The organism is Glycomyces lechevalierae, from assembly GCF_027622945.1.
In the GTDB taxonomy this organism is placed as follows: domain Bacteria; phylum Actinomycetota; class Actinomycetes; order Mycobacteriales; family Micromonosporaceae; genus Glycomyces; species Glycomyces rutgersensis.
In genome coordinates this window covers 236,098-260,750 of the sequence record NZ_JAPZVQ010000007.1, presented here as the reverse complement: position 1 = coordinate 260,750, position 24,653 = coordinate 236,098, and the positions used below count along the sequence as shown (strand labels likewise).

The following is a 24,653-nucleotide window of genomic DNA, read 5'->3' as shown; positions in this document are numbered from 1 at the left end:
GGGGCCCCCCCCCGCGATCGGGGGTCAGTCAGTGACCCGGAATGTGGCGTCGGCCCGGCCGGTGGCATCGGTGATCGGGTCGATGCGCAGGACGTAGTTCGCGTGGCGCATGTGCCGACCCGGGAAGTTGTAGGACTGGAACGAGGTCCACCCTGCGTCGGAGAGACCCGCGACGCGGCGGAACGTGGCGTCCGCGGCGAACTGGGCCGAGCCGTCGTTGGCCTCGAGCTTCAGGGTGTAGCCCGCGTGCCGCAGGTAGTACCCGGGGAAGTTGCGGGACTCGAACGAGACGCAGTCGTCGGCGTGGTCGGCCAGCCCGGTCGCGAGATGGAACCTGGAGTCCTCGGCGGGGCTGACGTTCGCTTCCAGCAGGACGTTGAAGTTCTTGTGCCGCACATAGCGGGTCTGGTGGTTGTAGGACTGGATCCGGTTGGCGGCCACCGCGGCCCGGTCCCGCGTGTACAGGAGCGTGCCGAAGCCGAGCGCGTCGAACCCGCCCGAGGTCGTGCCGTAGTCGCCGCCCCCGCCTTCGGGAGCGACCTGCGCCATGATCGCGGCCGTGTTCGGCATCGGGATGCCGCGCCGGGACCAATAGTGGTGGTAGATCATCGCCCACACGGGACGTGCGCCGCCGCGTGCGCCGTCGCTGATGACGGTCTGCTCTGCGTAGGCGCAGCTCTGGCCCGTCCCCCAGCTGTAGGTGGTGAACGGGACGTCGTTGTTGCCCGTGTTATAGCGCGCCGTGTACTCGGCTGCCTTGGCGAAGGCGTTGTCGTTGGCGGCGTACAGATCGATGCCCTGGTTCCACGCCATCTCCATGATGGACGCCATGAGGCCGACGCCCATCATGGTGTGGGCTTGGTCGCGGCCGGACTCCTGCCACTGGGCGAGACCCCGGTCGTCGTATACGAACGGGATCGCGTTCTCGATCGAGCCGTTGCCGGCGCCGTTCCAGAAGTAGTCGACGGCCTGGTCGATCATGGCGTCGTCGTCGCACAGGATGCCGGTGGCGAGGATCCCGGCGATGTTGCACAGGTCCCAGTTCGCCCAGTAGTTGGTGATGCATGCGCCGTTGTGGTTGCGCAGGAAGTCGTCGCTGAGCGGGTAGAAGTGGTCCACGAGCATGTTCTGGAACCGGGCGAGGTCGAAGCCAGGGGCGCCGCGGAGGAGTTCGGCGGCGTTGGCGAACTCGTAGCCGTAGATGCCGGCTGCCAGGAACCGGTCCGCGTTGCCGGTGACCTCCACGAGCATCCCGGACCAGGCATTGCAGATCTCCACAGCGGTGTCGCGGCTGGCGGTGTTCCCGGAGATGCGCCAGTTGAGCGCGTTCTGGTAGGCGGCGGCGATGTCTTGGTAGAGCAGCGAGTAGTTCTGACCGGTGCCCCCGCGGATCACGGTCTCGACGGGGCGCGGGACCCATCCGGGCTGGGAGTGCGAGTTGGCCATGAGCTTGTCCCAGCCGGACTTCCAAGGCTCGGCGCCGACCGCGATCTTCGCGGCGATGTAGTCGAAGTCGGCCTGGGTGTGCAGCATGCCCGGGTGGGTGCCGATGGTCTGGGCTTCGGCTTTCCGCATCTCGATGAGGGCGGCGCCGCCGAGTCCGGCGAGGGCGAGTCCGCCGGTGACGGCGGCTCCCTTGAGGAAGGGTCGCCGCTTGAGGCGGGCGTTGGCGAGTCGTGTCATGGTGCTCCTTTGCGCCATGCGATGGGCGATGCCGGGGGATGCCATCGCGAATCACAATCATTGCGTGATCGCTCACGCAATGATGGAACGATAGCGCTTTCTATAAACCCGTGTCAATAGCTCGATGGTTCTGACGTGGGGGTATCCGGTGGCGCGCGGCGACAAGACGCAGCCCGCCACCGTACCGAGAGGCTAGGTCGAGGGGCGGATCACCGCGGAGGCGAACGACCACGGGGGAAGGACGAGATCGATCCCGCTCTCGCCCTTGGCGTGCTCGCGGACCGGTGCGACCGGCGACGCCTCGAAGAGCGCTCCCTCGTCGGGCCCGGCACCGGCCAGGAGCTCGACATCGGCCTCGACGGCACCGAGGACGTCGCCGAGGTCGACACGGACGGTCTTCTCAGTGTCCTCGGCATTGACGAGTCGGACCACGTACTCGGTGCCGTCGGTGCTGGAACGGGAAAGCGCGCCGGCCACCACCCGGTGCTCGGGCCGGGCATCCAGTTCGAGGTCGTGGTGGAGTTCGCCGTCCACCCAGACCCGCAAGCACGGCCCGTCGAGAAGCACCCGCACGCGCACGGGGACGCCGTCGCCCCACGCGGGCCACGGGCAGGTCGCCTCCCAATTGTCGATCCCGTCGTCGCGGCGGAAGACGACGCTGTTGCGGTTGCCCCCCATACAGAAGGCGAACTTCACGGAGCTCAGCGGATCGTCCGGCCCCAGCCGCAGTGAGAAGCCGTCGCCGCCTTCCGATCGGACCGCGGTGAACTCGATGTCGGCGGCGGTCGGGTCGATCGCGCCGAGGCCGACACCGTCGCTTCCGGGGGTGGTGACCTTGTCGGAGACCGGACGCCCGTCGACCACGACATCGCTGAAAGCCACCGTGGCCCGGGGCGAGCACACATGCGCCTCCCCGGACTCCGGAACCGGCCGGGTCCACGGCTCCGCCCCTTCGAGTTCCACTGCGTGAACCCGTTCGCCCCGTTCGGAGCCGAAGGCCCGCTGCACGAAGTAGGAAGCGGACAGACGCACCTCGTCGGCAGTGAAGTAGATGAGGTCGGGAGTCCATTGCGAGTGCCCGACCCTGGCGAGGAGCGGGGCATAGGAGGCGAGGCGGACCACGGCCGGGTTGCGTTCGAGGCCGATCATGTACGCCGCCTCGGCGAGGGCCGAACGCACTGTGCTTGAGCAGCCGGCGTATTCGCCCAGGTAGACCTTCGGGCCCTCGGGGTCGTAGCCGGCGTAGCGGTCGAGGTTCTGGTGGAGCCAGCGGGGACTCTGGTAGCCGTGCTCGTCGACCATCGCCACCCCGCGCTCGCGCGCGTACTCCCAGCCGGCCTCGAAGTCGGGGCCGGTGGTGCACGGTCCGGAGGTGCCGATGACGGTGATTTCGGGATGGGCCCGGCGCACGGCGTCCTCGATGCGGGCGTAGCGGTCCCGGAAGTCGTCGGTGATCTCGTCCTCGTTGCCGACACCGAGGTACCGCAGTCCGTACGGCTCGGGGTGGCCGTGCTCGGCCCGCTTGGCGCCCCAACGGGTCTCGATGCCGCCGTTGGCGTATTCGATCAGGTCGAGCACGTCCTGAAGGTATTCATCCATTTGGGACTCGGCTATCGCGTGCTGGCCGCCGGGCGAGTTCTGGCAGCAGACGCCGGCGGCGACGATGGGGATCGCGGTGGCGCCGACGGCCTCGCACAGTTCGAAGTACTCGCCGTAGCCGATCTGCCGGGACTGGTGGTAGCCCCAGATATTCCGCGTCTGCGCTCGCCGCCAGCGAGGGCCGATCGTGTCCTTCCAGTGGTAGATGTTCGCGAGCCCGTAGCCGTGGGCGAGGCAGCCCCCGGGGAAGCGAACGAAGCTCGGAGACAGGGCCCCGAGCGCGTCGAGAAGGTCGGGGCGGAAGATCAGCGGCTCCCCGTTGTCGCCGAGCGGCCGCAGGGAGATCGCGTCGAGGTCCACGTCGGCTCCGGCGGGCACGGCGATCCGCAGTTCCCCGCACCCCGCCGCGACGGTGGTGAGGTCGGCTTCCAGGTAGCGCCAGCCGCCGGGCTCGACGTCGAGTTCGGTGCCCGCGAGTCCGGCGCCGAGGGCCACGGCCAGGCGCGTCGGCGCGGCCGCGCGGGCGAACAGGGTCAGCCGCAGCCGCTCTCCCGCCCTCGCCCTAATGCCGTGCCAGCCGCCGTTGGCGATGGCGGCCGGGCCGGTCAGCGAGGCATAGTGGCGGTTGTTCGGATGCAGCGGGAATGCGGTCCGCACCGCAACGGCGCCTTCGGTCGCCCATGCGGTGAGGTGGTGGAAGTCGTCGCGTTCTGACGGGTCGAACTCGAAGTCGCCGTTGCGTACGAGTTCGGCGTTGAGCCCGCCGTCGAGGGCGTCGTTGAGGTCTTCGATGAACAGGCCCCACAGGTCGGGGGCCGAGTCGGACATCGCGGCACCGACGCGGACGGTGATTGGATTGCTCATCGTTTCCTTCCAAGGATGGGGGACGTGCCCGTTCGCGGCGGCGCCGCTTCCGGGTGCGGGTGTGAAACCGCGTTCCGATCGGAACGGGACTGGCAGGGATAATGGGGGGTATGCAGCGACGTGTGACGATCGAGGACATCGCCCGTGAGGCCGGCGTCTCCCGGCAGACCGTGACCCGGGCGATGAACGGGATGCCGCGGATCAGCGAGGCCACACGCGACCGCATCCTCGAGATCAGCGAGCGGCTCGGCTACCGCCCCAGCCGGTTCGCCTCGAACCTGGCGCGGACTAGCAAGACCAAGACCATCGCGTTCGTCGTGGATTCGTTCCGCAACCCCTACTATTCCGAGCTCGCCGCCGACCTGCTCGATGCGGCGTCGGCCCGCGGCTGGCAGATGACCATCGTCTCGCGCGAGGACGAACCGGAGCTTCAGTTGCTCAGCCGGCTGGCCAACCAGGTCGACGCCGTCGTCGGTTATCTCGGCGAGACCGACGAGAAGGCGCTGGCCACGGCCGCCCGCGGTGCGCCGCTGGTCTTGCTCGGACGCACCGCGACCACCGATGGCCTCCACTCGGTCGACTTCGACTTCGGCCCCGCCTTCGCCAACCTCGTGGACGAGCTGCGGAAACGCGGTTCGAAACGGTTCGGGCTGCTGGAGAGCCAGCCGCTCGGCGCCGTCTATGAGCCGAGCACGCGCCGAATCGCCTATGAAGCCGCGGTCGACCCGGTATCGGCGGCCGCGGTCGTCGTCTGCGAGGCGCCGCCGCAGTCGGTGGACGCGGGCGAGCTCGGCTTCGACGAACTCATGGACCGCTTCCCCGAGACGGACACTGTGATCGCGTTCAGCGACCTGATGGCGATGGGCGCCCTGCGGGCCGCCCACCGCCGCGGCGTCGACGTGCCCGGACAGGTTCGGCTCGTCGGCGTCGACGGCCTGTCGCTCGGCGCCGTGACCTCGCCCGCCCTCACCAGCTTGGCGATACTGGGCACGGGGTTCGCCGAGCAGATCGCCGACGTCATCGAGCAGGCGCTGGACGGCGGAGACGGAGCCGAGCGGCGACGCGCTTCGCTCCCGATTCTCTGGCGCGAGTCTGCCTGAGCTGCAAGGGTTCACGGTCCGCCTGGCGGCAGGATCGGCGCGGTCAGCACCTCGTCCCGGTCGCAGACCAGCCTTCCGTCGACCACCTGGGCCCGCGCGACCTGGATCGAGGTTCGGCGGTGACCGTACAGGTTGTCGCGTATCGGTTCGCCCGGGACGCGTCCGGGGTGGGTGAAGTAGAAGACGAACGCGTCGTCGCCGACGACGACCACGTCGGCGTGGAGCCCGTTGCCGCCGTCGTCTTCGCCAGTACCGGAGGTGTCGAGGATGCGGTCTTGGATCTCCCAAGCGCGCAGGTCCGCCGAACGGTGCACGCGCAAGCCCGCCCATTCGTCGGTGAGCATCCAGTAGGAGCCGCCGAGCGCGAAGACGTTCGGCCCCTCGTGCGGGCAGTTCTCGACGGCCGGCCCGCTGGGTTTCCACTCGTACAGGTCCGGGCTGTCGGCGGCGTAGGTGTGCGCGCCGCGGGAGCTGTCCTTGAACCACATGCGCCAGCCCCCTTCGGGGAGCGGGAAGACGCAAGCGTCGATGACCTGCCGGGAATTGAGATCCAGTGTGGACTCGAACGTCCAGTGGACGAGGTCCTCGCTGGTGTAGTGGCGGATCAGCCCTTCGGCGCCCCATCGGGGGTGCACGCCTTCGATGTAGCTCACGTACATGTGGAAGCAGTGGCCGTCGTCGACGATCTCGGGGGCCCAGAACGTGTTGCGGCCCCAGCCGGTCTCCAGTCCTTCCGCGATGCCGCGGTAGACCCAGGTCGCGCCGCCGTCCGCCGAGGAGGCGATGCCGATGTCGGTGCCGAACACCCAGGAGACGTCGTCGATCGGGGGCGCGAGGACGCGGCGATTGGTATAGAACATCCACCACTCGCCCGCGGCGCGGTTCCAGATGACGGTGGGGTCGGCGGCGCCGTCCTGGACGGGGTCGCGGAACAGCGGTTTCGAGATTTCGTTCATCGTCGGTGCTCTTTCTTCGCTCAGCCGACGGTGATGCAGGTCCAGGAGACCGGCGGCAGTTGGACGGTGATGGTGCCGTTCTCGCGGCTGACCTTGGTGTTCTCGCGCAAGGTGACGCGCTCGGGCTCCGAGAGGGTGTTCTTCGCATGGCGGTCCTCGTCCCAGATGCCCTGCGCGCGAACGGGACCGTCGATGCCGAGGGCGTCGATGTCGATCGCGAACGCCGCGGTGTCCCCGACCGAGCGGTTGAGGACGAACACGGCCGCCCGGTCGCCGTCGAGCGTCGCGACGGCGTCGACGGCGGGCACCTCGCCGAACTTCGCGGTCGCGACCTCGGGCGCGTCCACGACGCCCCGCAGCGCGGTCCCCGTGGCCAGGCGCGAGGTGGTCGCGAACGGGTAGAACGTGGTCTGCCGCCAGGCGGGCCCGCCCGGTTCGGTCATGATCGGGGCGATGACGTTGACCAGCTGCGCGAGGTTCGCGGCCTTCACGCGGTCGGCGTGCTTGAGCAGCGAGATGAGCAGCCCGCCGAGGACCACCGCGTCGGTGACCGAGTACTGGTCCTCCAGCAGCCGGGGCGCTATGGGCCACGAGTCGAGGTCGAGCGTCTGGCCGGCCTGGTACCAGATGTTCCACTCGTCGAAGGAGATGTCGATCCGGTGCTCGGACCGCTTGACGGCGCGGACGTGCTCGATGGTGTGCACGACGCTCTCGATGAAGTCATCCATGTCCACACCGGACGCGAGAAAGCTCGGCAGGTCGCCGTCCACCTCGTGGTAGTAGGCGTGGCAGGAGATGTAGTCGATCTGCTCAAAGGCGTGCTCGAGGACGGTGCGCTCCCAGACGCCGAAGGTGGGCATGCCCCGCCACGACGAGCCGCACGCGGCGAGCTTCAGGTCCTGGTCGATCGCGCGCATGGCGCGGGCGGTCACAGTGGCGAGGCGCCCGTACTCCTCGGCGGTCTTGGCGCCGATCTGCCAGTCACCGTCGAGTTCGTTGCCCAGGCACCACATGCGCACGTCGAACGGCTCCTCTCGCCCGTTCCTTCGCCGCTCGTCGGAACGGGCCGTCCCCGAACGGATGTTGGCGTACTCCAAGAGGTGCAGCGCCTCTCGCGTGCCACGGGTCCCGAGGTTGGTGCCCAGCATCAGTTCCGACCCGACGAGGTCGAGCCAGGCGGCGAATTCGTGCAGGCCGACCTCGTTGGTCTCGATCGAGTGCCAGGCCGGGTCGAGGCGGCGGGGACGCTCGGCGACCGGGCCGACGCCGTCCTCCCAGTCGTGGGCCGAAACGAAGTTGCCGCCCGGGTAGCGCACGTGGGAGATGCCGAGCTCGCGGACGAGGTCGACCACGTCGCGGCGGAACCCGTCCGGGCCCGCGGTCGGGTGGCCCGGCTCGTAGATGCCGCCGTAGATGTGGCGGCCGAGGTGCTCGACGAAGCCGCCGAAGAGTTCTCGGGAGACGGGGCCGACGGTGAAGGCCGGATGCAGCTTGAGCGATGCTTGGAACATGCCGTGGGTTTCCTGTTCGATTGGCGGGTGCGGTGGTCGCGGGGGAGCGGGTTCAGCCTTTGACGCTGCCGGTGACGAGGCCGGAGACGATGTGGCGCTGCGCGGCGATGAAGAAGACGACCAGCGGTGCGAGCACGATGACGCTGAGGGTCATGAACGCGGGCCAGTCGGTCGAGAACTGGCCGACCGCGCTGTACACCTGGAGGACCAGGGTCTGCTTGTCGGGCGAGTTGATGAAGACGTTCGGGGTGATGAAGTCGTTCCACACCCACATCGCCTGGAAGACGCCGACGGTGACCAGGATCGGGCGGATCAGCGGCAGCACGATCGACCAGTAGATGCGGAACGCGCCCGCCCCGTCGATCCGCGCCGACTCGAACAGCTCGATCGGGAGCGTCCGCATGTACCCGATGATCAGGAAGTAGCAGAAGATCGACCCGGCCATGTAGAGGACGACGAGTCCCTCCAACGTGTCCACAAGGTACATTCCAGAGAGCATGCGGTACAGCGGGATCAGGGTGGTCTGGCCCGGCACCAGGAACGCGATCAGGCACATCACGCCGATGAGCCTGGTGAGCAGGCCCTGGCCGATGAGCATCCCGTAGGCGGCCATCGACCCGATCAGGAGCATGAGGGTGATCGACACGACGCCGACGTACAGCGTGTTGAGGAACGACTGCCAGATAGGCAGGGTCGCGAAGACCTCGCTGTAGTTGGAGAAGTCGAGTCCGGACGGGAGCCCGAGCGGGCTGGCCGAGATCTCCGGCTGGGTCTTCAGCGTGTTGACCACGATGTAGTAGAAGGGGATCGCGACGATCCCCGCGATCGTGAGCATCACGATGCTCAGGACGATGCTGCGCAACTGCTTCATGAGAACCGGGACTCCAGACGTCGGGCGAGGGCGAGCTGCGCCACGATGATGAGCCCGACCGCGACGAAGAAGACGACGCTGAGCGCGGAGGCCTTGCCGACCTCGCCTTGGGCGATGCCGTTCTCGATGATCGACTGCGTCAGCGTCCGGGTCGCGAAGCCCGGCCCGCCGCCGGTGAGCGTGTACGGGAGGTCGTAGACCTTGAGCCCGCCGGTGAGCAGGAGCAGTTGGCTCACGGTCATGGCGGGGATGAGCAGTGGCAGTGTGAGGTACCGGAACTGCTGCCAGCGTGTGGCGCCGTCGATGCCGGCGGCCTCGTAGAACTCGGACGGGATCGCCTGGAGGTACGCGAGATACAGGACGGCGTGCCAGCCGGTGCCGCCCCAGACGGCGACGATGATGACGCTGAGTTTGGCGAGGGTCGGTTCGGCGAGCCAGGCGATCGGCTCGGCGCCGAACCAGCCGATGATCGAGTTGATGACGCCGGTGCCGAGCGGGGCGAAGATGAAGCCCCAGACGAGACCGAGGATCGCGACGCTCACCACCGAGGGGAAGAAGAACACCGAGCGGACGAGGTTGCGGCCGAAGAACTTCCGGTTGAGCACGAGCGCGAGCGGGATCGCGAGCGCCGTGATCGCGGCCGTGGTCCCTACCGTGAAGACCAGGGTGAATCCGAGCGCGGAGAGCATCGAGCTGTCCTGCCAGATCGTGGTGTAGTTGGCGAGGCCGACGAAGTCCGCATCGGTGGAGTAGCCGTTGAAGTCGGTGAGGCTGTAGTAGAACGATTGCGCCAGCGGGATCGCGAACAGCACTACGAACACGATGACGACCGGCAGTGTGAACAGGTACGACTCGATGCCGCGGCGGCGGAGGCGCTGGAGGCGGGTGAGTCGGGGCGCGCGCTGGAGCGGCGGCTTCGACCGAGGCGGGGCGAGGACGGTGCCCATGTCGGGGGTCTCCTCTCTGAGACGGGTCGGGGCGCCGAGGCGGGTGCCTCCCGCCCCGGCGCGACGGTCACTGCAGGGACGCGAGTTTGGCGTCGAGGCCCTTGCCGACGTCGGCGGGCTCGATCTCACCGGTGGCGAGCTGCTGGACGAGGGCGTTCGCCTCCGTGGAGAGGGCGTCGTTGTTGTCGATCCAACTGGTCGCAGGCAGGTAGTACTCGCCGTTCTGCACGGCGGCGACGAGGTCGCCGAGCTGCTCGGGCAGTTCGGGCTCGTAGTCTTTCGTGGTGGAAATGAACTGGTTGGCCTCTTGGTAGAAGCTGACCCCTGGCTCGGTGGACATCCATTTCAGGAACACCTTGGCGGCGTCGGGGTGCTTCGCTTTGGCGTTGAGGGCGAGGCCGGGCGAGACCGCACCGGACCAGTACGGCTGGCCTTCGAAGCCCGGGACGGCCTTGAACTCGAAGTTCAGGTCGGGCGCGCCGCCCGTGATCCCGCTGATGCCCCACGAGCCGGTGGTCATGACGGCGAGGCGGCCCTGCTGGAATTCGGGGAGCACCAGGTCGCCGGTGAGTCCGGCGGCCGAGGAGTCGAGGATGCCTTCCTCGAAGAGCCGGTACCAGGCCTGGGCCGCGGGGGTCCACGCCTCCTCGAAGGTGAGGTCGCCGTCCCAGATCTGCTGGTCCATGGTGCCGCCGTAGGCGAGGTTCTGCATGCCGAGGAAGGCGCAGAAGGTGTCGGTCATGCCGCCGACCGCTTCCATGTACGGGACGGTGCCGTCGGCCTTGAGCTGCTTGCACAGGTCGATGAAGCCCTCCCAGTCGGTTGGGAACTCGCCCGGCACTAGGTCGAGGTTGACGACCATGCCGCCGGCCCAGGCCGAGATCGCCGAGCCGTAGAGCTTCCCGTCCTGCGTGTAGGTCGCGACGGCGGTGTCGTTGAGGTTCGCGGCCCACGATTCGTCCGAGAGGTCCTGGACGAAGCCGCCGTCCATGAGCTGGTGCTTGTTCTCGGCGGTGATGATGAAGACGTCCGGCGCGCTGTTCGATCCAAGCTGCGTCTGGAGCTTCTGGATGTATCCGGCCACCGGCGGCGCGTACTGCGCTTCGACGCGGTAGTCGGGGTTCTCCTTCTCGAACTGGGCGATCACCGGGCCCATCACCTCTGCGTTGTCCCAGGACAGGAACGTGATCGCGTTGGGGTCCGAGCCGCCGCCGCAGGCGGCGAGGGTTCCGGCGGCGGGGGCGGCGACCGCGGCTGCGGCCGCGATCCGCCCGACGGCCCGGCGGGTGAGTCTGGGGGCATTCGAAGGCGACATTGCGCTTCTCCTTTGGGATCGGAAGGGGTTGGTACTCCAGGTGGGTGCCGGGATGACTATTTGCGTGATCGCTCACGCAATGGTTACCATAACACCGCCCCGGACCGGGCACCACCGGATCGACGAACAGGAGCGACGGCATGTACTTCGGAGGCGACTACAACCCCGAGCAGTGGCCTGAGGAGGTGTGGGACGAGGACGTCCGGCTCATGCGAGAGGCACGCGTCAACCTCGTCAGCGTCGGCATCTTCGCGTGGGCGCGCCTCCAGCCCGACGAGGGCGAGTTCGACTTCGCCTGGCTCGACCGGCTCCTCGACAAGCTCCACGACGGCGGCATCAGCGTCGACCTGGCGACGGCCACCGCCTCCCCGCCCAACTGGCTCGTGCGCCGCTACCCCGACGTCCTGCCCGTCACCGAAACCGGCACCGTCCTCGGTCCCGGCAGCCGCCAGCACTACGCCCCGACCTCACCGGACTACCGGCGCCTCGCCGCCGATCTCGTCACGGCGCTCGGCCGCCGCTACGCCGACCATCCCGCGGTCGCCATGTGGCACATCAACAACGAGTACGCCTGCCATGTTCGCGCCGACTACTCCGAGCACGCCGCCCTGGCCTTCCGCAGCTGGCTCTCCGTCCACTACGGCGACATCGACTCGCTCAACGACGCGTGGGGCACGGCCTTCTGGTCCCAGCACTACAACGGCTTCGACGAGGTCCGGCCGCCGCGGGCCTCACCGACCACCCAGAACCCCTCGCTCGTGCTCGACTGGCGCCGCTTCACCTCCGACTCGGTGCTCGACCTCTACCGCATGGAACGCGACGCGCTCCGCGCCGCCGGCGCCGAGCAGCCGGTCACCACGAACTTCATGGGCGCCTTCCCGGCGATGAACTACTGGGACTGGGCCGCGGAGGTCGACGTCGTGTCCCATGACGGCTACCCCGATCCGCGCGATTCCGACGCGCATCGCCACGCCGCGTTCGCCGCCGACCTCATGCGGTCCCTGAAGCCCGACCGGCCGTGGCTGCTCATGGAGCAGGCGCCGAACGCCGTCCAATGGCGACCCAACAACGCCGCCAAGGCACCGGGCCAGATGGCCGCGTGGAGCGAGCAGGCCGTCGCGCGCGGTGCCGACAGCGTCCTTTACTTCCAGTGGCGCCAGTCGCGAAGCGGCGCTGAGAAGTTCCATTCCGCGATGCTGCCCCATTCGGGGAAGCGCTCGCGGACCTGGAAGGAGATCTCCCAGCTCGGCGCCGCCTTGGAAGGCCGCGAACCGGCATCGCCGCCGCCCGGCGACGTTGCGATCGTCTTCGACTGGGAGAACCGGTGGGCGCTCACCCAGCCCGACCTCCCCGCCGACATCGACTACCAGGCCGAGGTCTTCGCCTGGTACGAAGCACTGCACGCCCGCCACGTTCAAGTGAGCTTCGTGCGCGCCGAATCCGACCTCTCCGGATTCCGCCTGGTCGTCGCCCCCGCCCTGTACTTGCTCACCGAGGACGGAGCCGCCTCGCTCGAGCGGTTCGTCGAGACCGGCGGCACACTCGTCACGACCGCCTTCACCGACATCGTCGACGAACACGACCGTTTTCGCCCCGGCGGCTACGGCACCCAGCTCGGTGAGGTCCTCGGCGGGCGGCCCGTCGACTTCTTCGGCGTGCTCCCCGAGGAAGGCCGGAGCGCCCGCGCGAGCGGCGCGGACTTCGCCGTCACGACGATGATCGAGGACTTCGACCTCGACGGCGGCGACGTCCTCGCCCGCACCGCTGAAGGCGAACCCGTCCTGATCCGCAACCGCTTCGGCGCCGGCACCTCACTGCACCTGGCGTGCTTCACCGACAAGGCGGGCACCGGATTCGTGTTGGACCACGCCCTCGAAGCGGCGACCGTGACACCGGTCGTCGACGGACTCGACCCCGCGGTCGAAGCCGTCGCCACCCTCCACGGGGCCACCCTGATCAATCAGTCCGCGAATCCCGTCAAGGTCAAGACCGAGAACGACGCCTTCACCATGGCCCCGTTCGAAGTCCGCCACATCACACGCGATCAACTCCACCAGTAGACCGGGAATCCTGCAATGCGCAACTCCGAACGCCCGAACGCCCGCGACCTCACCGGCCCCGGACGGCTCCTCGTCGGCGCCAACTACCACCCGCACGATTCCGGCCCCGAGACCTGGCGGCGCGATGCCGCGATGATGCGCGACGCCGGGATCACCGTGGTGCGCCTGGGCCATCTCGCCTGGGACACCTTCGAACCGGCCGACGGCGACTTCCGCTTCGACTGGTTCGACGAGGTCATGGACCTCATGCACGAGCACGGCATCGGCGTCCTCCTCGACATCGCCGCGCGCCCGGCCCCGCTGTGGCTGCACCGCAAGCACCCCGAGATCGACGTCATCGACCCCGACGGCACCCGCCGGTATCCCAACCACCGGTACACCGTGGACGCCGGCGACCCGCACTTCCGCGAACATGCCGTGCGTTTCACCGACCGCCTCACCCGCCGCTACGCCGATCACCCCGCGCTTGCGGCGTTCGGGATCGACAACGAGCCTGCTGACGGCCCGATCTCATACTCCCCGAACGTCCTCGCTCGTTTCATCGACTGGCTCAAAGCGAAGTACGGGACCGCCGAGGCCCTGAACCGCGCCTGGGCAGGCCAGCGCTGGTCCCGCCAGATCGGCGACTTCGACGAGATCGGCCTGCCCCGGCCCGGCATCGCGGGCGGCGCGCCCGAACGCCTCCTCGACTTCCGGCGGTTCGTCTCCGACGAGATGAACGGCTACCTTGACGCCCTGTTCGACACGATCGAGACGAACGCGCCGGGCGCGCTCACCACCTCCAACATGTGGTACTACGCCCCCAGCAAGCACTTCGACTGGGCGCCGGGCGCTTATTCCGGACGCCTGACCCGCCCCGGCAACGGCCTCTACCCGAGCGCGTCTATTTTGGACACTGACAGCATCCGGGACGCGCTCTTCGGCATCGCCCGCATCCGATACGAGCAGGCAGAGCCGTTCTGGTGCACCGAGTTCACCACCATGACCGCCGTCCCCGGCTCGATCCGCCGCTCCGCCTACGCCTCGCTGATGCTCGGCAACCAGCTCGTGTGCGGCTGGACCTGGCAGACCATGCACGCGGGCGAGGAGCAGTTCCTGCAGGGCATGGTCGACTGGGACGGCGAGCCCACCCGCAAACTCGACGAGTACCGGCAGATCGCCGCCGAGTTCCGCAGGATCGAAGCCCACGGCTTCCCCTGCAAGGTGAACGCCGAGATCGCGATCGCCATGGACTTCCCCAGCCAGATCGCCAGCGCACCGTTCCCCGAACGACACGACGACCAGGTGCTGACCGCGTTCCGGACCGTCCTCGACCGCAACCTGGACGTGCGCATCGTCGATCTCGAACGCTCCGAGCTGGACTACAGGATCCTCATCGTGCCCGGCGTGCTCGTTCTCGACGAGGCGGCCGCCGATGCGGTCCGCGGCTTCGTCGAGCGGGGCGGGACGGTCGTCATGACCTCGTACTCGGCGATGCTCGACGCCGACGGCCAAGTCTTCGCCTCCACCCGGCCCGGCCGCCTCGCCGACGTCTTCGGGATCCGCGTCGGACCGTACGAGGAGACCGCGCTGCTCAACGAGATCGCGAAGGGGCGCAGCGGGGACGACGAGGTGGAGGTGCGGTTCGGCGACCGCTCGGTGCGCACCAAGGCGCCGCGGTTCGACCTGGTCGAACCCCGTGGCGCCGCAGTGGTCGCCACTCTCGGCGGGCCCGACCGGGAATACCCCGCCGTCACCGAGCACCAGTATGGCGAGGGCAGGGCGATCTACATCGCTCTGCCGACTCGCCGAGAGGTCCTCGACGCGGTGCTGGAAAACGAGATCGAACGCCTCGGCGTCCGTACCGGTCCACAGGCACCCCAGGGCGTGATGGCTCGCGCCGTCACCGACCGGCATGTCCTCTACCTGAACCTGGACAAAGAGTCGAAACCGATCGACCTTCCCCACGCCGCATCAGGTCTCCTCAGCGGCCACCGTTTGGAGAAAGGATTCATCCTCGGGGCCTGGGACGCCGAACTCGTAGAACTCGACCCGCCCCGATGATCACCGCGACGGCAGGAGCGACGTTTCACCGGGTCCTGATCTGAATCACCAGCACTCTGCGACCTGTGCACGCGCAACGGTGCGGCCCGGATTGGGAGACAGGGCCTGACCACCGCTCCCGGAAGGCACTGCCATGCATGACTTCGCTGCTCAAAAGATTCTCGCCTTCGGGTTGAGCCAACCGTTGATCAGGTCGGTCACGAGGTTCACCCCGACGACGAGCATCACGCTGAAGACCGTGATGCCCATGATGACGGGGATGTCCCCTTGGATGGAGGAGTTGAACGCGAACGAGCCGAACCCGGGGAGGGCGAACATGTTCTCGATGATGAGGGCGCCGCCGAACATGCCGATGAACTCCAGGGAGAGCACGACCAGCTCAGGAGCGGCCGCGTTGCGCAGCGCGTGCTTGTAGACGATCGCCTTGGTGGAGACGCCGCGGGTGCGGAGGCATTCGGCATGTGTACCGCGGATGCGGTACGGCGGACACCGCGCTGAGCCGACGCCGAGAACACGCTGCGGAAGAAGACTTGAGACCTCCCACCGATTCACAGAGAGGCACACTCATGTCCGCACTTGCCCGCTGGTGCTTCCGGCGGCGACACATGGTCCTGACCGGCTGGATCGTCCTCCTGATCGGCCTGGCCGCCGCCGCGCTGAGCGCCGGAAGCGCCTTCACCGACGTCGCCGACCTACCCGAGAGCGAGTCCTCCCAGGCGTACGCGCTCCTGGCCCAGGCAGGTGCCGGATCGGGCACCGAGAACGGCACCATCGTCTGGCGCACCGACGACACGGCGATCGACGACCCGACCGTCCAGAACCAGGTCGCGTCGATGCTCGCCGCAGTCGCGGCCGAACCGGGCGTCGAAGCAGTCGTCAGCCCGTACGGCGAGGGCGCCGAAGCCCAGATCGACACCGCCGAGCACACCGCCTACGCCACTGTCGCCCTCACCGAGGACGCCGACACCGACGCGATCCGCGCCACCGCCGAAGACCTCGGCGGCTCCTACGAAGTCGGCCTGGGCGGGCAGGCGTTCACCGAACAGCCCGAACCCTCCCAAGGCACCGAGATCGTCGGCGTCCTCGCCGCGTTCGTGCTCATGTTCCTGGTGTTCCGGTCGATCTGGGCCGCGGTGCTGCCCATCATCACCGGCGTCGTCGGCGTCGGCGCCTCGCTCCTGGCCGTCATGCTCGGCGCCCACCTGGTCGACCTGTCCGCCACCTCGCTGACCATGGGCGCGCTGATCGGCCTCGGCGTCGGCATCGACTACGCGCTCTTCATCGTCAACCGCTACCGCAAGGCGCTTCTGGCGGGAGCCACGGTTCCCGAAGCGATCACGAAGGCGCTCAACACCTCCGGCCGAGCCGTCGTCTTCGCCGGCCTCACGGTGATCATCGCGCTGCTGGGCATGTTCGTCGTGAACCTCGGCCTGCTCACCGGCATGGCCCAAGCCGCCGCCGTCACGGTCCTCTTCACCGTCGCCGCGGCCCTCACACTGCTGCCGGCCCTGCTCGGCATGATCGGTCACCGCGCCCTGTCCAAGCGCCAGCGGGCCCGGCTCCGCAACGGCGGCACCGTCGCGGAAACGCCCCCGGTCGTGGCCTCCTTGTGGGCCCGGATCGTGGGCTGGGCGCCGCGAGGCATCGCCGTCACCGGACTGGTCGTCCTGATCGCGCTGGCGATGCCGGCACTGAGCATGCGCGTGGGCAACGCAGACGCGAGCAGCGACCCGGTCGGCTCACGCGGCCGCGAGTACTTCGACCTGATGTCCCCGGCGTTCGGCGAGGGCTTCGACGCCACACTGCTGGTGGTCGCCAAGACCCCTGACGCGGCTTCGGCGGCGGCGTTCGAGGCGCTGGTCGCCGACATGAACGACGTCGACGATGTCGCAGCGGTGTCGGCCGCGCCGGTCCAGCCGGGCCAGAGTATCGCGGTCGCCTCGGTGACGCCGGCGACGAGCGCGCAGACCGTGGAGACGCAGCACCTGGTCGAGACGCTGCGCGGCGAGGTCGTCCCTGCCGCGGAGGACGGCACCGCGCTGCAGGTGTACGTCGGCGGCGAGGCCGCGACGAACCTCGACATCGGTAACGCCCTGATGGAACGGCTGCCGCTCTATCTCGGCCTGGTGGCCGTGCTCGGGTTCCTGCTGCTGGCCGTGGCCTTCCGCAGCGTCCTGGTACCGCTGATCGGCGCGTTGAGCAACCTCGCGACGATAGCAGTGGGCTTGGGCGCGATCACGGCGATCTTCCAGTTCGGTTGGGGCGCAGAGCTGCTGAAGGTAGGCACGGGCGCGCCGGTGATGTACATCGTGCCGGTCGTCGTGGTGGGCGTCCTGTTCGGGCTCTCCATGGACTACCAGGTGTTCCTGGTGAGCCGCATGCACGAGGAGTGGGGCCGCACCAGGGAGCACCACGGGTCGGTCGCGGTCGGGATGCGGGAGACCGGGCAGGTCATCGCGGTGGCCGCCGCGATCATGCTGTGCGTGTTCGCCTCGTTCGGGTTCTCCGGCGAGCGGATCGTCTCGGCGATCGGCATCGGCCTGGCGATCGCGGTCCTGGTCGACGCGTTCGTGGTGCGACTCGCCCTGGTTCCCGCGCTCATGCACCTGATCGGGCCGCGCACCTGGTCGTACCCTGGGTGGGCCGATCGCGTCACGCCGCATCTGTCCGTCGAGGGCGCGCCCGAACCGGGCAGCGCCGAGGCTGAGCGGCCGCTGGCCGGGGTCGGCGGGTACCGCGGCCGCCATGAGGAGACCGAATGACCGCACGCTCGGGCCTCGCCCGGCTGGCACGCTCCGTCGCCGGGGCGGGACGCGTCGCGCGCCCCGCCCCGGCGGGACGTGCGCTCACCGTCGCGATGCTGCCGTTCATGCTGCTCACCGCTTCGCTGCGCACCGGCGGGTTCGAACTGCCGGGCCCCGGTCTGGTCGCGATCACGGTCGCGGCGTGGCTCCCGCTGCTGCTGCGCGACCGCTGGCCGCTGCCGGCGCTCGCGGCGACCACGGCCGTCGAGGCCGTGCACCTCGCGTTCTTCGTTGACTCGGGTTCGCTGCAGCACTTGTCGATCGGCGCGTACCAGCCGGTGCCGCTCGCGACGATGGTCGCGGCCTACACGGTCGCTTCGCGGTTGCCATGGCGGATCGGGTGGACGGCCGGGGGATCGGCGGGGACCGTGCTGTTCCTCGTCGGGATCTTCAACCAGTCGGGCCCGATCCTCACGACCGACCTGGCGGTGCTCAACCTCGTCGTCATCGCCACCGCCATCGGCGCCGCGGTCTACGGGCGCCGGGAACGGCTCCAACGCGAAGCGGACGAACGGGAGAACGCCATGCGGGAGGCCGTGCTCGCTGAGAGGATGCGCATCGCCCGCGAACTCCACGACGTGCTCGCCCACAACCTCACGCTCGTGAACGCCCAGGCCGGCGTCGCCGGCTACCTGCTCCGCACCGATCCGACCGCCGCTGCGACCGCACTCCATGACATCACGAAGCACACCGGCGCCGCGATCGACGAACTCCGTGCCACCGTCGGGCTGCTCCGCCACGGCGACAACGCGCCCGCGGACCGTCCCGAATCGGCGCTGCGGCCGGTGCCGGGGCTCGACCGGCTCGACGACCTGCTCGCCGCCTACCGGAGTACGGGCGCGTCGATCGGAGTCGTGGAGACCGGTGCGAAGGCGCGGATGGACCAGCAGGCCGACTTCGCCGCATACCGGATCGTGCAGGAGTCGTTGACGAACGCGGCCAAGCACGCCCCCGGCGCTCCGGTGACCATCCACTTCGACTGGACCGCCGACGGCCTCGATCTGCGCATCGCCAACTCGGCGGAACCGGACGGCGCTCCGGCCCCGGCCGGGACCGGACACGGGCTCATCGGCATGCGCGAGCGCGCAGCGGCCGCCGGCGGCCACCTCGCCGCAGGACTCCTGCCCGGGCGCTGGTTCGAAGTCCACGCCGTCCTGCCCATCACCGAGAAGGACACCGATGTGAAAGGCACTGACACATGACGATCCGGGTCATCCTCGCCGACGACCAGGCGCTGCTGCGCGCTACGTTCAAGCTCCTCCTCGACGCCGTGCCCGACATCGAAGTGGTCGGCGACGCCGCCACCGGACTCGAGGCCGTACGCCTCGCCCGGAGCACCCGGGCCGACCTCGTGGTCATGGATCTGCGCATGCCCGACATGGACGGCATCGAAGCGACCCGCCGCATCACCGCCGACCCGGATCTGGCGGGCGTCAAGATCCTCGTCCTCACCACGTTCGAGACCGACGACCTCGTCGTCGCCGCACTCCGCGCGGGCGCCTCCGGCTTCCTCGGCAAAGGCGTCGAGCCGGAGTCGCTCATCGCCGCGATCCGCACGGTCGCGTCCGGCGAGCGCCTGCTCTCTCCCAAAGCGACGAGAGCGCTCATCGAACGCGTTGTCGCCGAACCCGAACCGACCCGGAAGCGGCAGGTGCCCGGCATCGACGACCTCACCGACCGGGAACGCGAGATCACCGTGCTCGTCGCCGCCGGGCTTTCCAACGACGAGATCGGCGAGCGCCTGTTCATCAGCCCCGCCACCGCCAAGACCCACGTCAACCGCGCCATGATGAAGACCGGCGCCCGGGACCGCGCCCAACTCGTCGTCTTCGCTTACGAGTCCGGGCTGGCGCCTCGCATCGCCATGGGCCCCTAGGAGACCCGCGAAGCCGCATCTCAGCGCCGGCGTTGCAGTTCCCGGTTGACGGCGCGCATGCCGATCTCCAGGCCGCGAAGTTCGTCGAGGGAGAGTCCTTCGAGGACGTCGCGGCGCAGTTCAGGGCGGGAGCCGAGGATCTCGGCGACGATGGCGCGACCGAGTTTCGTCGGCACGAGGCGGCGCACCCGCTGGTCGCCGTCGTCGGAGGCGCGGACGACGAGCTGCTGACGCACGAGCTTGTCCAGGAGCCGGGACATCGTGGGCAGGGCGACGTCGAACTCCTCGGCGAGGCCGCTCGCGGTCGTGGTCTCGTTCACCACGATTGACGACAGCATCCATCGCAGCACCGATCGAACTCGAATCGATCCGAGAGCGGTACCGACGCGAACGCGACCGCCGCATCCGCCCTGACGGGGCCCGTCAGTACCGCAGCGCCGCAGGCGAATGGGGCTACTACGCGAAAGACCCCTATACCCCGCGCGCCGAGCGCGACCCGAAGTCCGACCGGGTCGAGCTCGGCGACCTCGGCTTTGCGATGCCTGGTGAAGTGACTGGACTCTTCGCCAGGGTTCTTCGCGGGGTGCCGCGAGGGCCTCTGATTCTGTTGTTCGTCTTGTGGGACAACAACATCGAATCAGAGACCCCTTCACCGCCTTCAGCTTCTGCGGGTCCTTCAGAGGGCCCAGCGTTGGTTGCTGCCGCCATTGCAGGTCCAGAGGATGATCGGGGTGCCGTTGGCGGTGGCGGCCCCGCTCGCGTCCAGGCAGAGTCCGTTGTGGGCGTTCGTGATGGTGCCGTTGGAGTTGACGTTCCAGCGCTGGTTCGCGCCGCCCGTGCAGTCCCAGATCGCGGCCTTGGTGCCGTTGGCGGTGCCCCATCCGGCCGCTTCGAGGCACTTGCCGCTCACTTTCAGCTCACCGGCGGACGTGCGGGTGAACTGCTGGTTGGACCGCTGATTGCAGTCCCACAGCTGCGCCTGGGTGCCGTTGGTCGTCGAGGAGTTCGGGATGTCGAGGCAGCGGTTGGAGGCGGCGCCCACGATCGCGGTGGAGCCGGACGGCTGGCCGCCGCCGAGGCCGTTCATGATGGCGTCGATGATGCCCTGCTGGGTCACCGCGTTGTTCGAGCGGTTGAACAGGCCGAACCCGTACTTCCCGTTGACGCCGTTGTCCCAGTAGATGGTGGCGGCGCCGTACTTCTTGGAAGTGGACACCATGGTGCGCGCGAAGTCCTGCCGGTAGCGGTTGTTCGCCGAGTCGTGCGAGGACTTGTCGATCGAGCCGTACTCGCCGACGACGACCGGGTACCCCTTGGAGACGAACGCGTCGTAGGTCTTTTTCATCTGGGAGTCCATGTAGTCGGCCTGGCCCCAGGTGGAGGTCTTGGACGGGTTGGTCGCGCCGGGGCCCCATTGGGTGATGGTGCCGTTCTCCTCGCCGGCGAAGTCCCAGGGGGCGTAGTAGTGCACGGAGATCATGATCCGCTTCTCGCCGCTGGGGATGGAGGGCGAGCGGTGGTTGTCCGTGGGGATCGCGAACCCGTAGTTCCCGGTGGTGTAGTCGATGTTGGTGTTCCAGCCGGGGACGAGCAGCCACCGGGAGGTGTTGTTCCCGCCGGTCTGGCGCACGGTGTCGACGAAGATCTGGTTGTAGGCGTTGATATTCGAATAGCAGGGCTGGGTGGGGTTGCCGTACTGCCCGTCGAAGTTCTCGTTCATGGACTCGAGGATCAGGCGCTGGTCGTAGTCGCGGAAGCGGGTGGCGATCTGCTGCCACGCCTTCTGGTACTTGTCCTTGATGGTCGCCTGGTTCGAGGCGTCGCAGATGAGCCAGGAGCCGGTGACAGTCTTGTAGCCGTCGCCGTGCATGTTGATGACCACGTGCATGCCCCGGTCGTAGGCGTAGTCGACGACCTGCTGGACGCGGTTGAGCCAAGAGGCGTTGATGGTGTAGTTCGGGCCGGAGCCGATGTGGTTCAGATAGGAGACCGGGATTCGGATGGTGTCGAACCCTGCGGCCTGGACGCTGTCGATCAGCGCTTGGGTCACGGTCGGGTTGTTCCAGGCGGTCTCGTTCGGGACGCCGTTGGCGTTGGCCTCCAGGCTGTTGCCGAGGTTCCAGCCGGCGCCCATGTCGGCGATGATCTGCGAGGCGTTGCGCTGCGTCATGGTGTCGGCCGAGGCTGGGGACGTCCAGCCGGTGACCGAGACGCCGACCGCCAGCATCACCGCGACGAACGCCGCCCTGAGCCTTCTCTTCATCGAACCCACCAGCAGTTCTCCTTTCAAGTCTTCTCTCTTGATCCTGATGCTCGGACGTCTGGTGCCGAGCTGCGTCGGCGATGCCGGTCGTCGCTGTTCGATCGCGCTCAGAGGAGATGAGCTACCTCCGTTCGAGTGCCCAGACGGTGTTAGCGTCCGCCGTTCCGGCGTTCCACATGACCGAGGTGCCCGATCCGTAGAGGAAGCCGCGACCGCTCTGCTTGTTGTCGATCCGGAATCCGCCGGAGACCGGTGTGACCGCCCAGAGCGTGTCATCGCCGACGCGGGCGTCGCCCCAGATGACCTTGCCGTCCGGGTCGGTGTCGAGGTATCCGCGGCCTGTCCTGACGTTGTCGATCGTCCAGTAACCCTGCTGCTGCTCGGTGAGCGTCCAAAGCTGGTCGTCGTAGGTGCTGCCCGCCTCGAGGGCGACCGCGCCGGCGGCGCCGGAGTCGAGGTACAGCCCGGTCGAGACGTTGCGGAGTCGGTAGGTCTGGCCGCTGCGGGGATCGGCGGCGTTGGCGGCCGGCTTGTAGGCGCGGAAGTAGTCGACGACCAGTTCCTTCGGCCGGGTGTCGTTGGGGTCGACCGTTCCGGTCCAGTCGGCGTGCTCGTAAATGCCCAGGTAGAAGACGGCCGGATAGGTGAAGGACTGGTTGATGGTCCTGGTCAGGACGTTGTCGATGTAGAGCTTGAACTGGGTCGGCGTCCACTCGAGGGCGTAGATGTGCATTTCTGTGGTCATGTCGAAGCCGACGCCGACCTGCTCTGTGTGAGTGGAGAGGTTCGGGTCCGACCAACTGAAGAGGTTCCAGTTGAACTTGCTCTTCCCATGGATGCCTGCGTGCTCGACGACGTCGACTTCTCCGCGCTGCTCCCATGCGTCCTGTCGGCCGGTCAGCCAGAACGCGGTGTGGATGCCGCTCCTTGCGGAGCTCTTCGCACGCACCTCGAAGTAGCCGTACTGGGGCGTGTACTTCATGTCGGTGGGGATCGAGTGGTCGAACTCGTTGTCCTTGTGCAGGTTCGTCCGCTGGCCGGTTTGGACGCTCGAGACTTTCATGGGGTTGCCGCTGTAGTAGGTGGGCTGGTCGTCGTCGATGCGGAGCACGAGGGCGTCGTTGCGGAACCCGTATCGCGCGGTCGATCGTTCGACGGTGGTCCGAGATTCCAGGTATCTCGGGATCCACAGGTTCCCGTCCAGGCTGCCGGTGTCGAACTCGTCGTGCCGGTCGAGGATCCACCCCGTCTTTTCAAGCGGGTTCGGAGGCATCTCCGCGGCGGACGCGGAGGCTTCCAGGAACGCCGACAAGGCGAGGGCGCCGCCGCCCGCGAATAGGCCGCGGCGGGCGAGTTTGACGCGTTTGGGATCGAAAGCCATGAGGGTCTCCTTCGGAGGATGTCCTGCATAGGGAAGGTGCAAGCAGTGAGCGAAGCGCCCTTGCCGCCGACGCCGGGCAGGGCTGTCGGAGACGCGCAGCGATCGCCGTGGAACTTCAGAATCAGAATGACAACGGTTCCAGAATCTGTCAATTTACATGTGTCGATATTTAGATTACGGTTTCATAACGCGCACATCGCCGATGCGGTGTCAGCCAAGGCGGGCGGGGGTGGTGCCCCGAACGACGACCCGAGGCTCGAATTCGATCCTTCGGTGATCGCCGGGCCCGGTCAATGCGAGTTCCACCGCGGCGGCGCCCACACGCGCCAGAGCAAGATCCACACTGGTCAGATCCGGGGTGACGTCCTCGGCGCCGACGACATCGTCGAACCCGGCGACGCCGATCCCGGCACCCGGAGCCAGGCCCGCGTCGCGCATCGCGGTCATCGCCCCGATGGCCATCGCGTCAGTGGCGGCGAGGACCACGTCGAGGTGTTCGGGCCGCCTTGCGAGGAGGCGCGCGGCAGCATCGTACCCACCGTCACGGGTCATGGGCGCGCGCACGGTGTCGCCGCGCTCGATCCGCATTCCCAGTCGGTCGGCGGCCTCGAGGACACCGTCCTCCCACTGGCGTGCGGCCGCCGAATCGCGGTCGGGCCGGATCAGGGCGGGCGACCGGTAGCCGAGGCGGAACAGTTCGGCGACGAGTGCCGACGCACCTCGTCGGCGGGGGACGACGACGGTGTCGAAGGGCAGCTCGTCGTCTCCGGCGACCACGACCCGGCCCCCCTCCTGCGTGTAGCGCTCGAGTTCCGCCTCAAGGGATGTCCGTGAGACGGTCGAGCCGCTGCGGGTGCCGGTCAGGATCATGGCGTGCGGCCTGAGACTGCGCATCATGCGCACGACCCGGATCTCGTCGTCGATGGCGTGGTCGGTCCCGGCGAAGGTGGCCACGAGTCCGGAGACGCCCGCCTGCTCGATCACTCCGTGCACGATCTCGGCGTTGTAAGGGTCGCGGATGTCGGAGACAAGCACAGCCACCATCGCGGTCGCGCCGGTGGTCGTGGCCCGAGCGGACGCGTTCGGCCGGTAGCCCAGGCGCTCGGCGGCGTCCAGGACGCGCGCACGCGTGCTTGACGACACGTACTGGGAGGCCGGGTCGAGAGCACGGGAGGCTGAGGCCTTGGAGACCCCGGCGGCCTCGGCGACATCGCGGAGCGTGGCCGCCGACGGTCGGGTCGGTGCGCTGGGGGACCGGTCGTCGGTGGCAGGGTCGGTGGTCACAGTGCCATCCTGGCACTGTGCGCATCCCAGGGTGCGCCGCCCCGTTCTCGATCGCTCGCCGATGCCGGCGGGAGCTTGCGGGTGCGCGTTCGACAT

The 24,653-nt window shown here is 68.4% G+C and carries 18 protein-coding genes; 6 read left to right on the top strand and 12 right to left on the bottom strand.

Annotated elements, in window-relative coordinates; genetic code table 11:
- Positions 1-24: 24 nt before the first annotated feature.
- Complete coding sequence (locus O2L01_RS13960; RefSeq protein ID WP_270122559.1) at positions 25-1,683, bottom strand: AbfB domain-containing protein; 1,659 nt, start codon at positions 1,681-1,683, stop codon at positions 25-27.
- A 192-nt stretch (positions 1,684-1,875) separates the two neighbouring features.
- Entirely contained in the window at positions 1,876-4,146 is a 2,271-nt protein-coding gene (locus O2L01_RS13955; RefSeq protein WP_270122557.1) for an alpha-L-arabinofuranosidase C-terminal domain-containing protein, read from the bottom strand.
- A gap of 110 nt (positions 4,147-4,256) precedes the next feature.
- Here O2L01_RS13955 and O2L01_RS13950 point away from each other — a divergent pair, with 110 nt between their 5' ends.
- On the top strand, positions 4,257-5,246 hold the full coding sequence (locus tag O2L01_RS13950; RefSeq protein ID WP_270122556.1) for a LacI family DNA-binding transcriptional regulator: 990 nt from the start codon (positions 4,257-4,259) through the stop codon (positions 5,244-5,246).
- Between the two features lie 11 nt (positions 5,247-5,257).
- Here O2L01_RS13950 and O2L01_RS13945 read toward each other — a convergent pair whose 3' ends face one another.
- The 5 genes from O2L01_RS13945 to O2L01_RS13925 form a co-directional block, all read right to left on the bottom strand.
- Positions 5,258-6,202 (bottom strand): glycoside hydrolase family protein, encoded by a 945-nt coding sequence (locus O2L01_RS13945; protein ID WP_270122555.1) that lies wholly within the window; start codon positions 6,200-6,202, stop codon positions 5,258-5,260.
- A gap of 20 nt (positions 6,203-6,222) precedes the next feature.
- Positions 6,223-7,713 carry an arabinosylfuranosidase ArfA gene (arfA, locus tag O2L01_RS13940; RefSeq protein WP_270122554.1) on the bottom strand — a complete coding sequence of 497 codons (1,491 nt, stop codon included), beginning with the start codon at positions 7,711-7,713 and terminating at the stop codon, positions 6,223-6,225.
- A gap of 52 nt (positions 7,714-7,765) precedes the next feature.
- Entirely contained in the window at positions 7,766-8,584 is an 819-nt protein-coding gene (locus tag O2L01_RS13935; protein WP_270122553.1) for a carbohydrate ABC transporter permease, read from the bottom strand.
- The gene (locus O2L01_RS13930; RefSeq protein ID WP_270122552.1) at positions 8,581-9,531 is read right to left on the bottom strand and encodes a carbohydrate ABC transporter permease; all 951 of its coding nucleotides are present in this window, start codon (positions 9,529-9,531) and stop codon (positions 8,581-8,583) included. The genes O2L01_RS13935 and O2L01_RS13930 overlap by 4 nt, the downstream gene beginning before the upstream one ends.
- A 67-nt stretch (positions 9,532-9,598) precedes the next feature.
- The gene (locus O2L01_RS13925) at positions 9,599-10,846 is read right to left on the bottom strand and encodes an ABC transporter substrate-binding protein (RefSeq protein ID WP_270122550.1); all 1,248 of its coding nucleotides are present in this window, start codon (positions 10,844-10,846) and stop codon (positions 9,599-9,601) included.
- Positions 10,847-10,986: 140 nt separating this feature from the next.
- Between O2L01_RS13925 and O2L01_RS13920 the strand changes: the two genes are divergently transcribed.
- Both O2L01_RS13920 and O2L01_RS13915 read left to right on the top strand, forming a co-directional pair.
- Positions 10,987-12,906: a beta-galactosidase gene (locus O2L01_RS13920; protein ID WP_270122549.1), complete on the top strand. Its 1,920-nt coding sequence runs from the start codon at positions 10,987-10,989 to the stop codon at positions 12,904-12,906.
- Between the two features lie 15 nt (positions 12,907-12,921).
- The gene (locus O2L01_RS13915) at positions 12,922-14,949 is read left to right on the top strand and encodes a beta-galactosidase (protein ID WP_270122548.1); all 2,028 of its coding nucleotides are present in this window, start codon (positions 12,922-12,924) and stop codon (positions 14,947-14,949) included.
- Between the two features lie 150 nt (positions 14,950-15,099).
- Here O2L01_RS13915 and O2L01_RS13910 read toward each other — a convergent pair whose 3' ends face one another.
- Positions 15,100-15,501, bottom strand: a complete 402-nt coding sequence (locus O2L01_RS13910; RefSeq protein WP_270122547.1) for an ABC transporter permease subunit — start codon at positions 15,499-15,501, stop codon at positions 15,100-15,102.
- Positions 15,502-15,515: 14 nt separating this feature from the next.
- On the opposite strand from O2L01_RS13910, the gene O2L01_RS13905 reads away from it, so the two are divergent.
- Genes O2L01_RS13905 through O2L01_RS13895 form a run of 3 tightly spaced genes read left to right on the top strand, consistent with a single transcriptional unit; the run spans position 15,516 to position 19,629 of the window.
- On the top strand, positions 15,516-17,711 hold the full coding sequence (locus tag O2L01_RS13905) for an MMPL family transporter (RefSeq protein ID WP_270122546.1): 2,196 nt from the start codon (positions 15,516-15,518) through the stop codon (positions 17,709-17,711).
- Entirely contained in the window at positions 17,708-18,955 is a 1,248-nt protein-coding gene (locus O2L01_RS13900) for a sensor histidine kinase (protein ID WP_270122545.1), read from the top strand. Before O2L01_RS13905 ends, O2L01_RS13900 begins: the two co-directional genes overlap by 4 nt.
- A complete protein-coding gene (locus O2L01_RS13895; protein WP_270122544.1) occupies positions 18,952-19,629 on the top strand; it encodes a response regulator in 678 nt (225 codons plus the stop codon). The genes O2L01_RS13900 and O2L01_RS13895 overlap by 4 nt, the downstream gene beginning before the upstream one ends.
- Positions 19,630-19,649: 20 nt before the next feature.
- Here the strand turns inward: O2L01_RS13895 and O2L01_RS13890 are convergent, their stop codons facing one another.
- The 4 genes from O2L01_RS13890 to O2L01_RS13875 all read right to left on the bottom strand — a co-directional run bounded on the left by O2L01_RS13890 (position 19,650) and on the right by O2L01_RS13875 (position 24,557).
- Positions 19,650-19,967, bottom strand: a complete 318-nt coding sequence (locus O2L01_RS13890) for a MarR family winged helix-turn-helix transcriptional regulator (protein ID WP_270122543.1) — start codon at positions 19,965-19,967, stop codon at positions 19,650-19,652.
- A gap of 338 nt (positions 19,968-20,305) precedes the next feature.
- Positions 20,306-21,892, bottom strand: a complete 1,587-nt coding sequence (locus O2L01_RS13885; RefSeq protein ID WP_270122562.1) for a cellulase family glycosylhydrolase — start codon at positions 21,890-21,892, stop codon at positions 20,306-20,308.
- A 121-nt stretch (positions 21,893-22,013) separates the two neighbouring features.
- The gene (locus O2L01_RS13880) at positions 22,014-23,273 is read right to left on the bottom strand and encodes a family 16 glycosylhydrolase (protein WP_270122542.1); all 1,260 of its coding nucleotides are present in this window, start codon (positions 23,271-23,273) and stop codon (positions 22,014-22,016) included.
- 210 nt (positions 23,274-23,483) lie between these two features.
- Complete coding sequence (locus O2L01_RS13875; RefSeq protein ID WP_270122541.1) at positions 23,484-24,557, bottom strand: LacI family DNA-binding transcriptional regulator; 1,074 nt, start codon at positions 24,555-24,557, stop codon at positions 23,484-23,486.
- Positions 24,558-24,653: the final 96 nt, after the last annotated feature.

Excerpts from the sequence above, each read along its gene's own strand:
- O2L01_RS13960 (WP_270122559.1), bottom strand. The coding sequence starts at position 1,683 with ATGACACGACTCGCCAACGCCCGCCTCAAGCGGCGACCCTTCCTCAAG.
- O2L01_RS13955 (WP_270122557.1), bottom strand. The coding sequence starts at position 4,146 with ATGAGCAATCCAATCACCGTCCGCGTCGGTGCCGCGATGTCCGACTCG.
- O2L01_RS13950 (WP_270122556.1), top strand. The coding sequence starts at position 4,257 with ATGCAGCGACGTGTGACGATCGAGGACATCGCCCGTGAGGCCGGCGTC.
- O2L01_RS13945 (WP_270122555.1), bottom strand. The coding sequence starts at position 6,202 with ATGAACGAAATCTCGAAACCGCTGTTCCGCGACCCCGTCCAGGACGGC.
- arfA (WP_270122554.1), bottom strand. The coding sequence starts at position 7,713 with ATGTTCCAAGCATCGCTCAAGCTGCATCCGGCCTTCACCGTCGGCCCC.
- O2L01_RS13935 (WP_270122553.1), bottom strand. The coding sequence starts at position 8,584 with ATGAAGCAGTTGCGCAGCATCGTCCTGAGCATCGTGATGCTCACGATC.
- O2L01_RS13930 (WP_270122552.1), bottom strand. The coding sequence starts at position 9,531 with ATGGGCACCGTCCTCGCCCCGCCTCGGTCGAAGCCGCCGCTCCAGCGC.
- O2L01_RS13925 (WP_270122550.1), bottom strand. The coding sequence starts at position 10,846 with ATGTCGCCTTCGAATGCCCCCAGACTCACCCGCCGGGCCGTCGGGCGG.
- O2L01_RS13920 (WP_270122549.1), top strand. The coding sequence starts at position 10,987 with ATGTACTTCGGAGGCGACTACAACCCCGAGCAGTGGCCTGAGGAGGTG.
- O2L01_RS13915 (WP_270122548.1), top strand. The coding sequence starts at position 12,922 with ATGCGCAACTCCGAACGCCCGAACGCCCGCGACCTCACCGGCCCCGGA.
- O2L01_RS13905 (WP_270122546.1), top strand. The coding sequence starts at position 15,516 with ATGTCCGCACTTGCCCGCTGGTGCTTCCGGCGGCGACACATGGTCCTG.
- O2L01_RS13900 (WP_270122545.1), top strand. The coding sequence starts at position 17,708 with ATGACCGCACGCTCGGGCCTCGCCCGGCTGGCACGCTCCGTCGCCGGG.
- O2L01_RS13895 (WP_270122544.1), top strand. The coding sequence starts at position 18,952 with ATGACGATCCGGGTCATCCTCGCCGACGACCAGGCGCTGCTGCGCGCT.
- O2L01_RS13890 (WP_270122543.1), bottom strand. The coding sequence starts at position 19,967 with ATGCTGTCGTCAATCGTGGTGAACGAGACCACGACCGCGAGCGGCCTC.
- O2L01_RS13885 (WP_270122562.1), bottom strand. The coding sequence starts at position 21,892 with ATGAAGAGAAGGCTCAGGGCGGCGTTCGTCGCGGTGATGCTGGCGGTC.
- O2L01_RS13880 (WP_270122542.1), bottom strand. The coding sequence starts at position 23,273 with ATGGCTTTCGATCCCAAACGCGTCAAACTCGCCCGCCGCGGCCTATTC.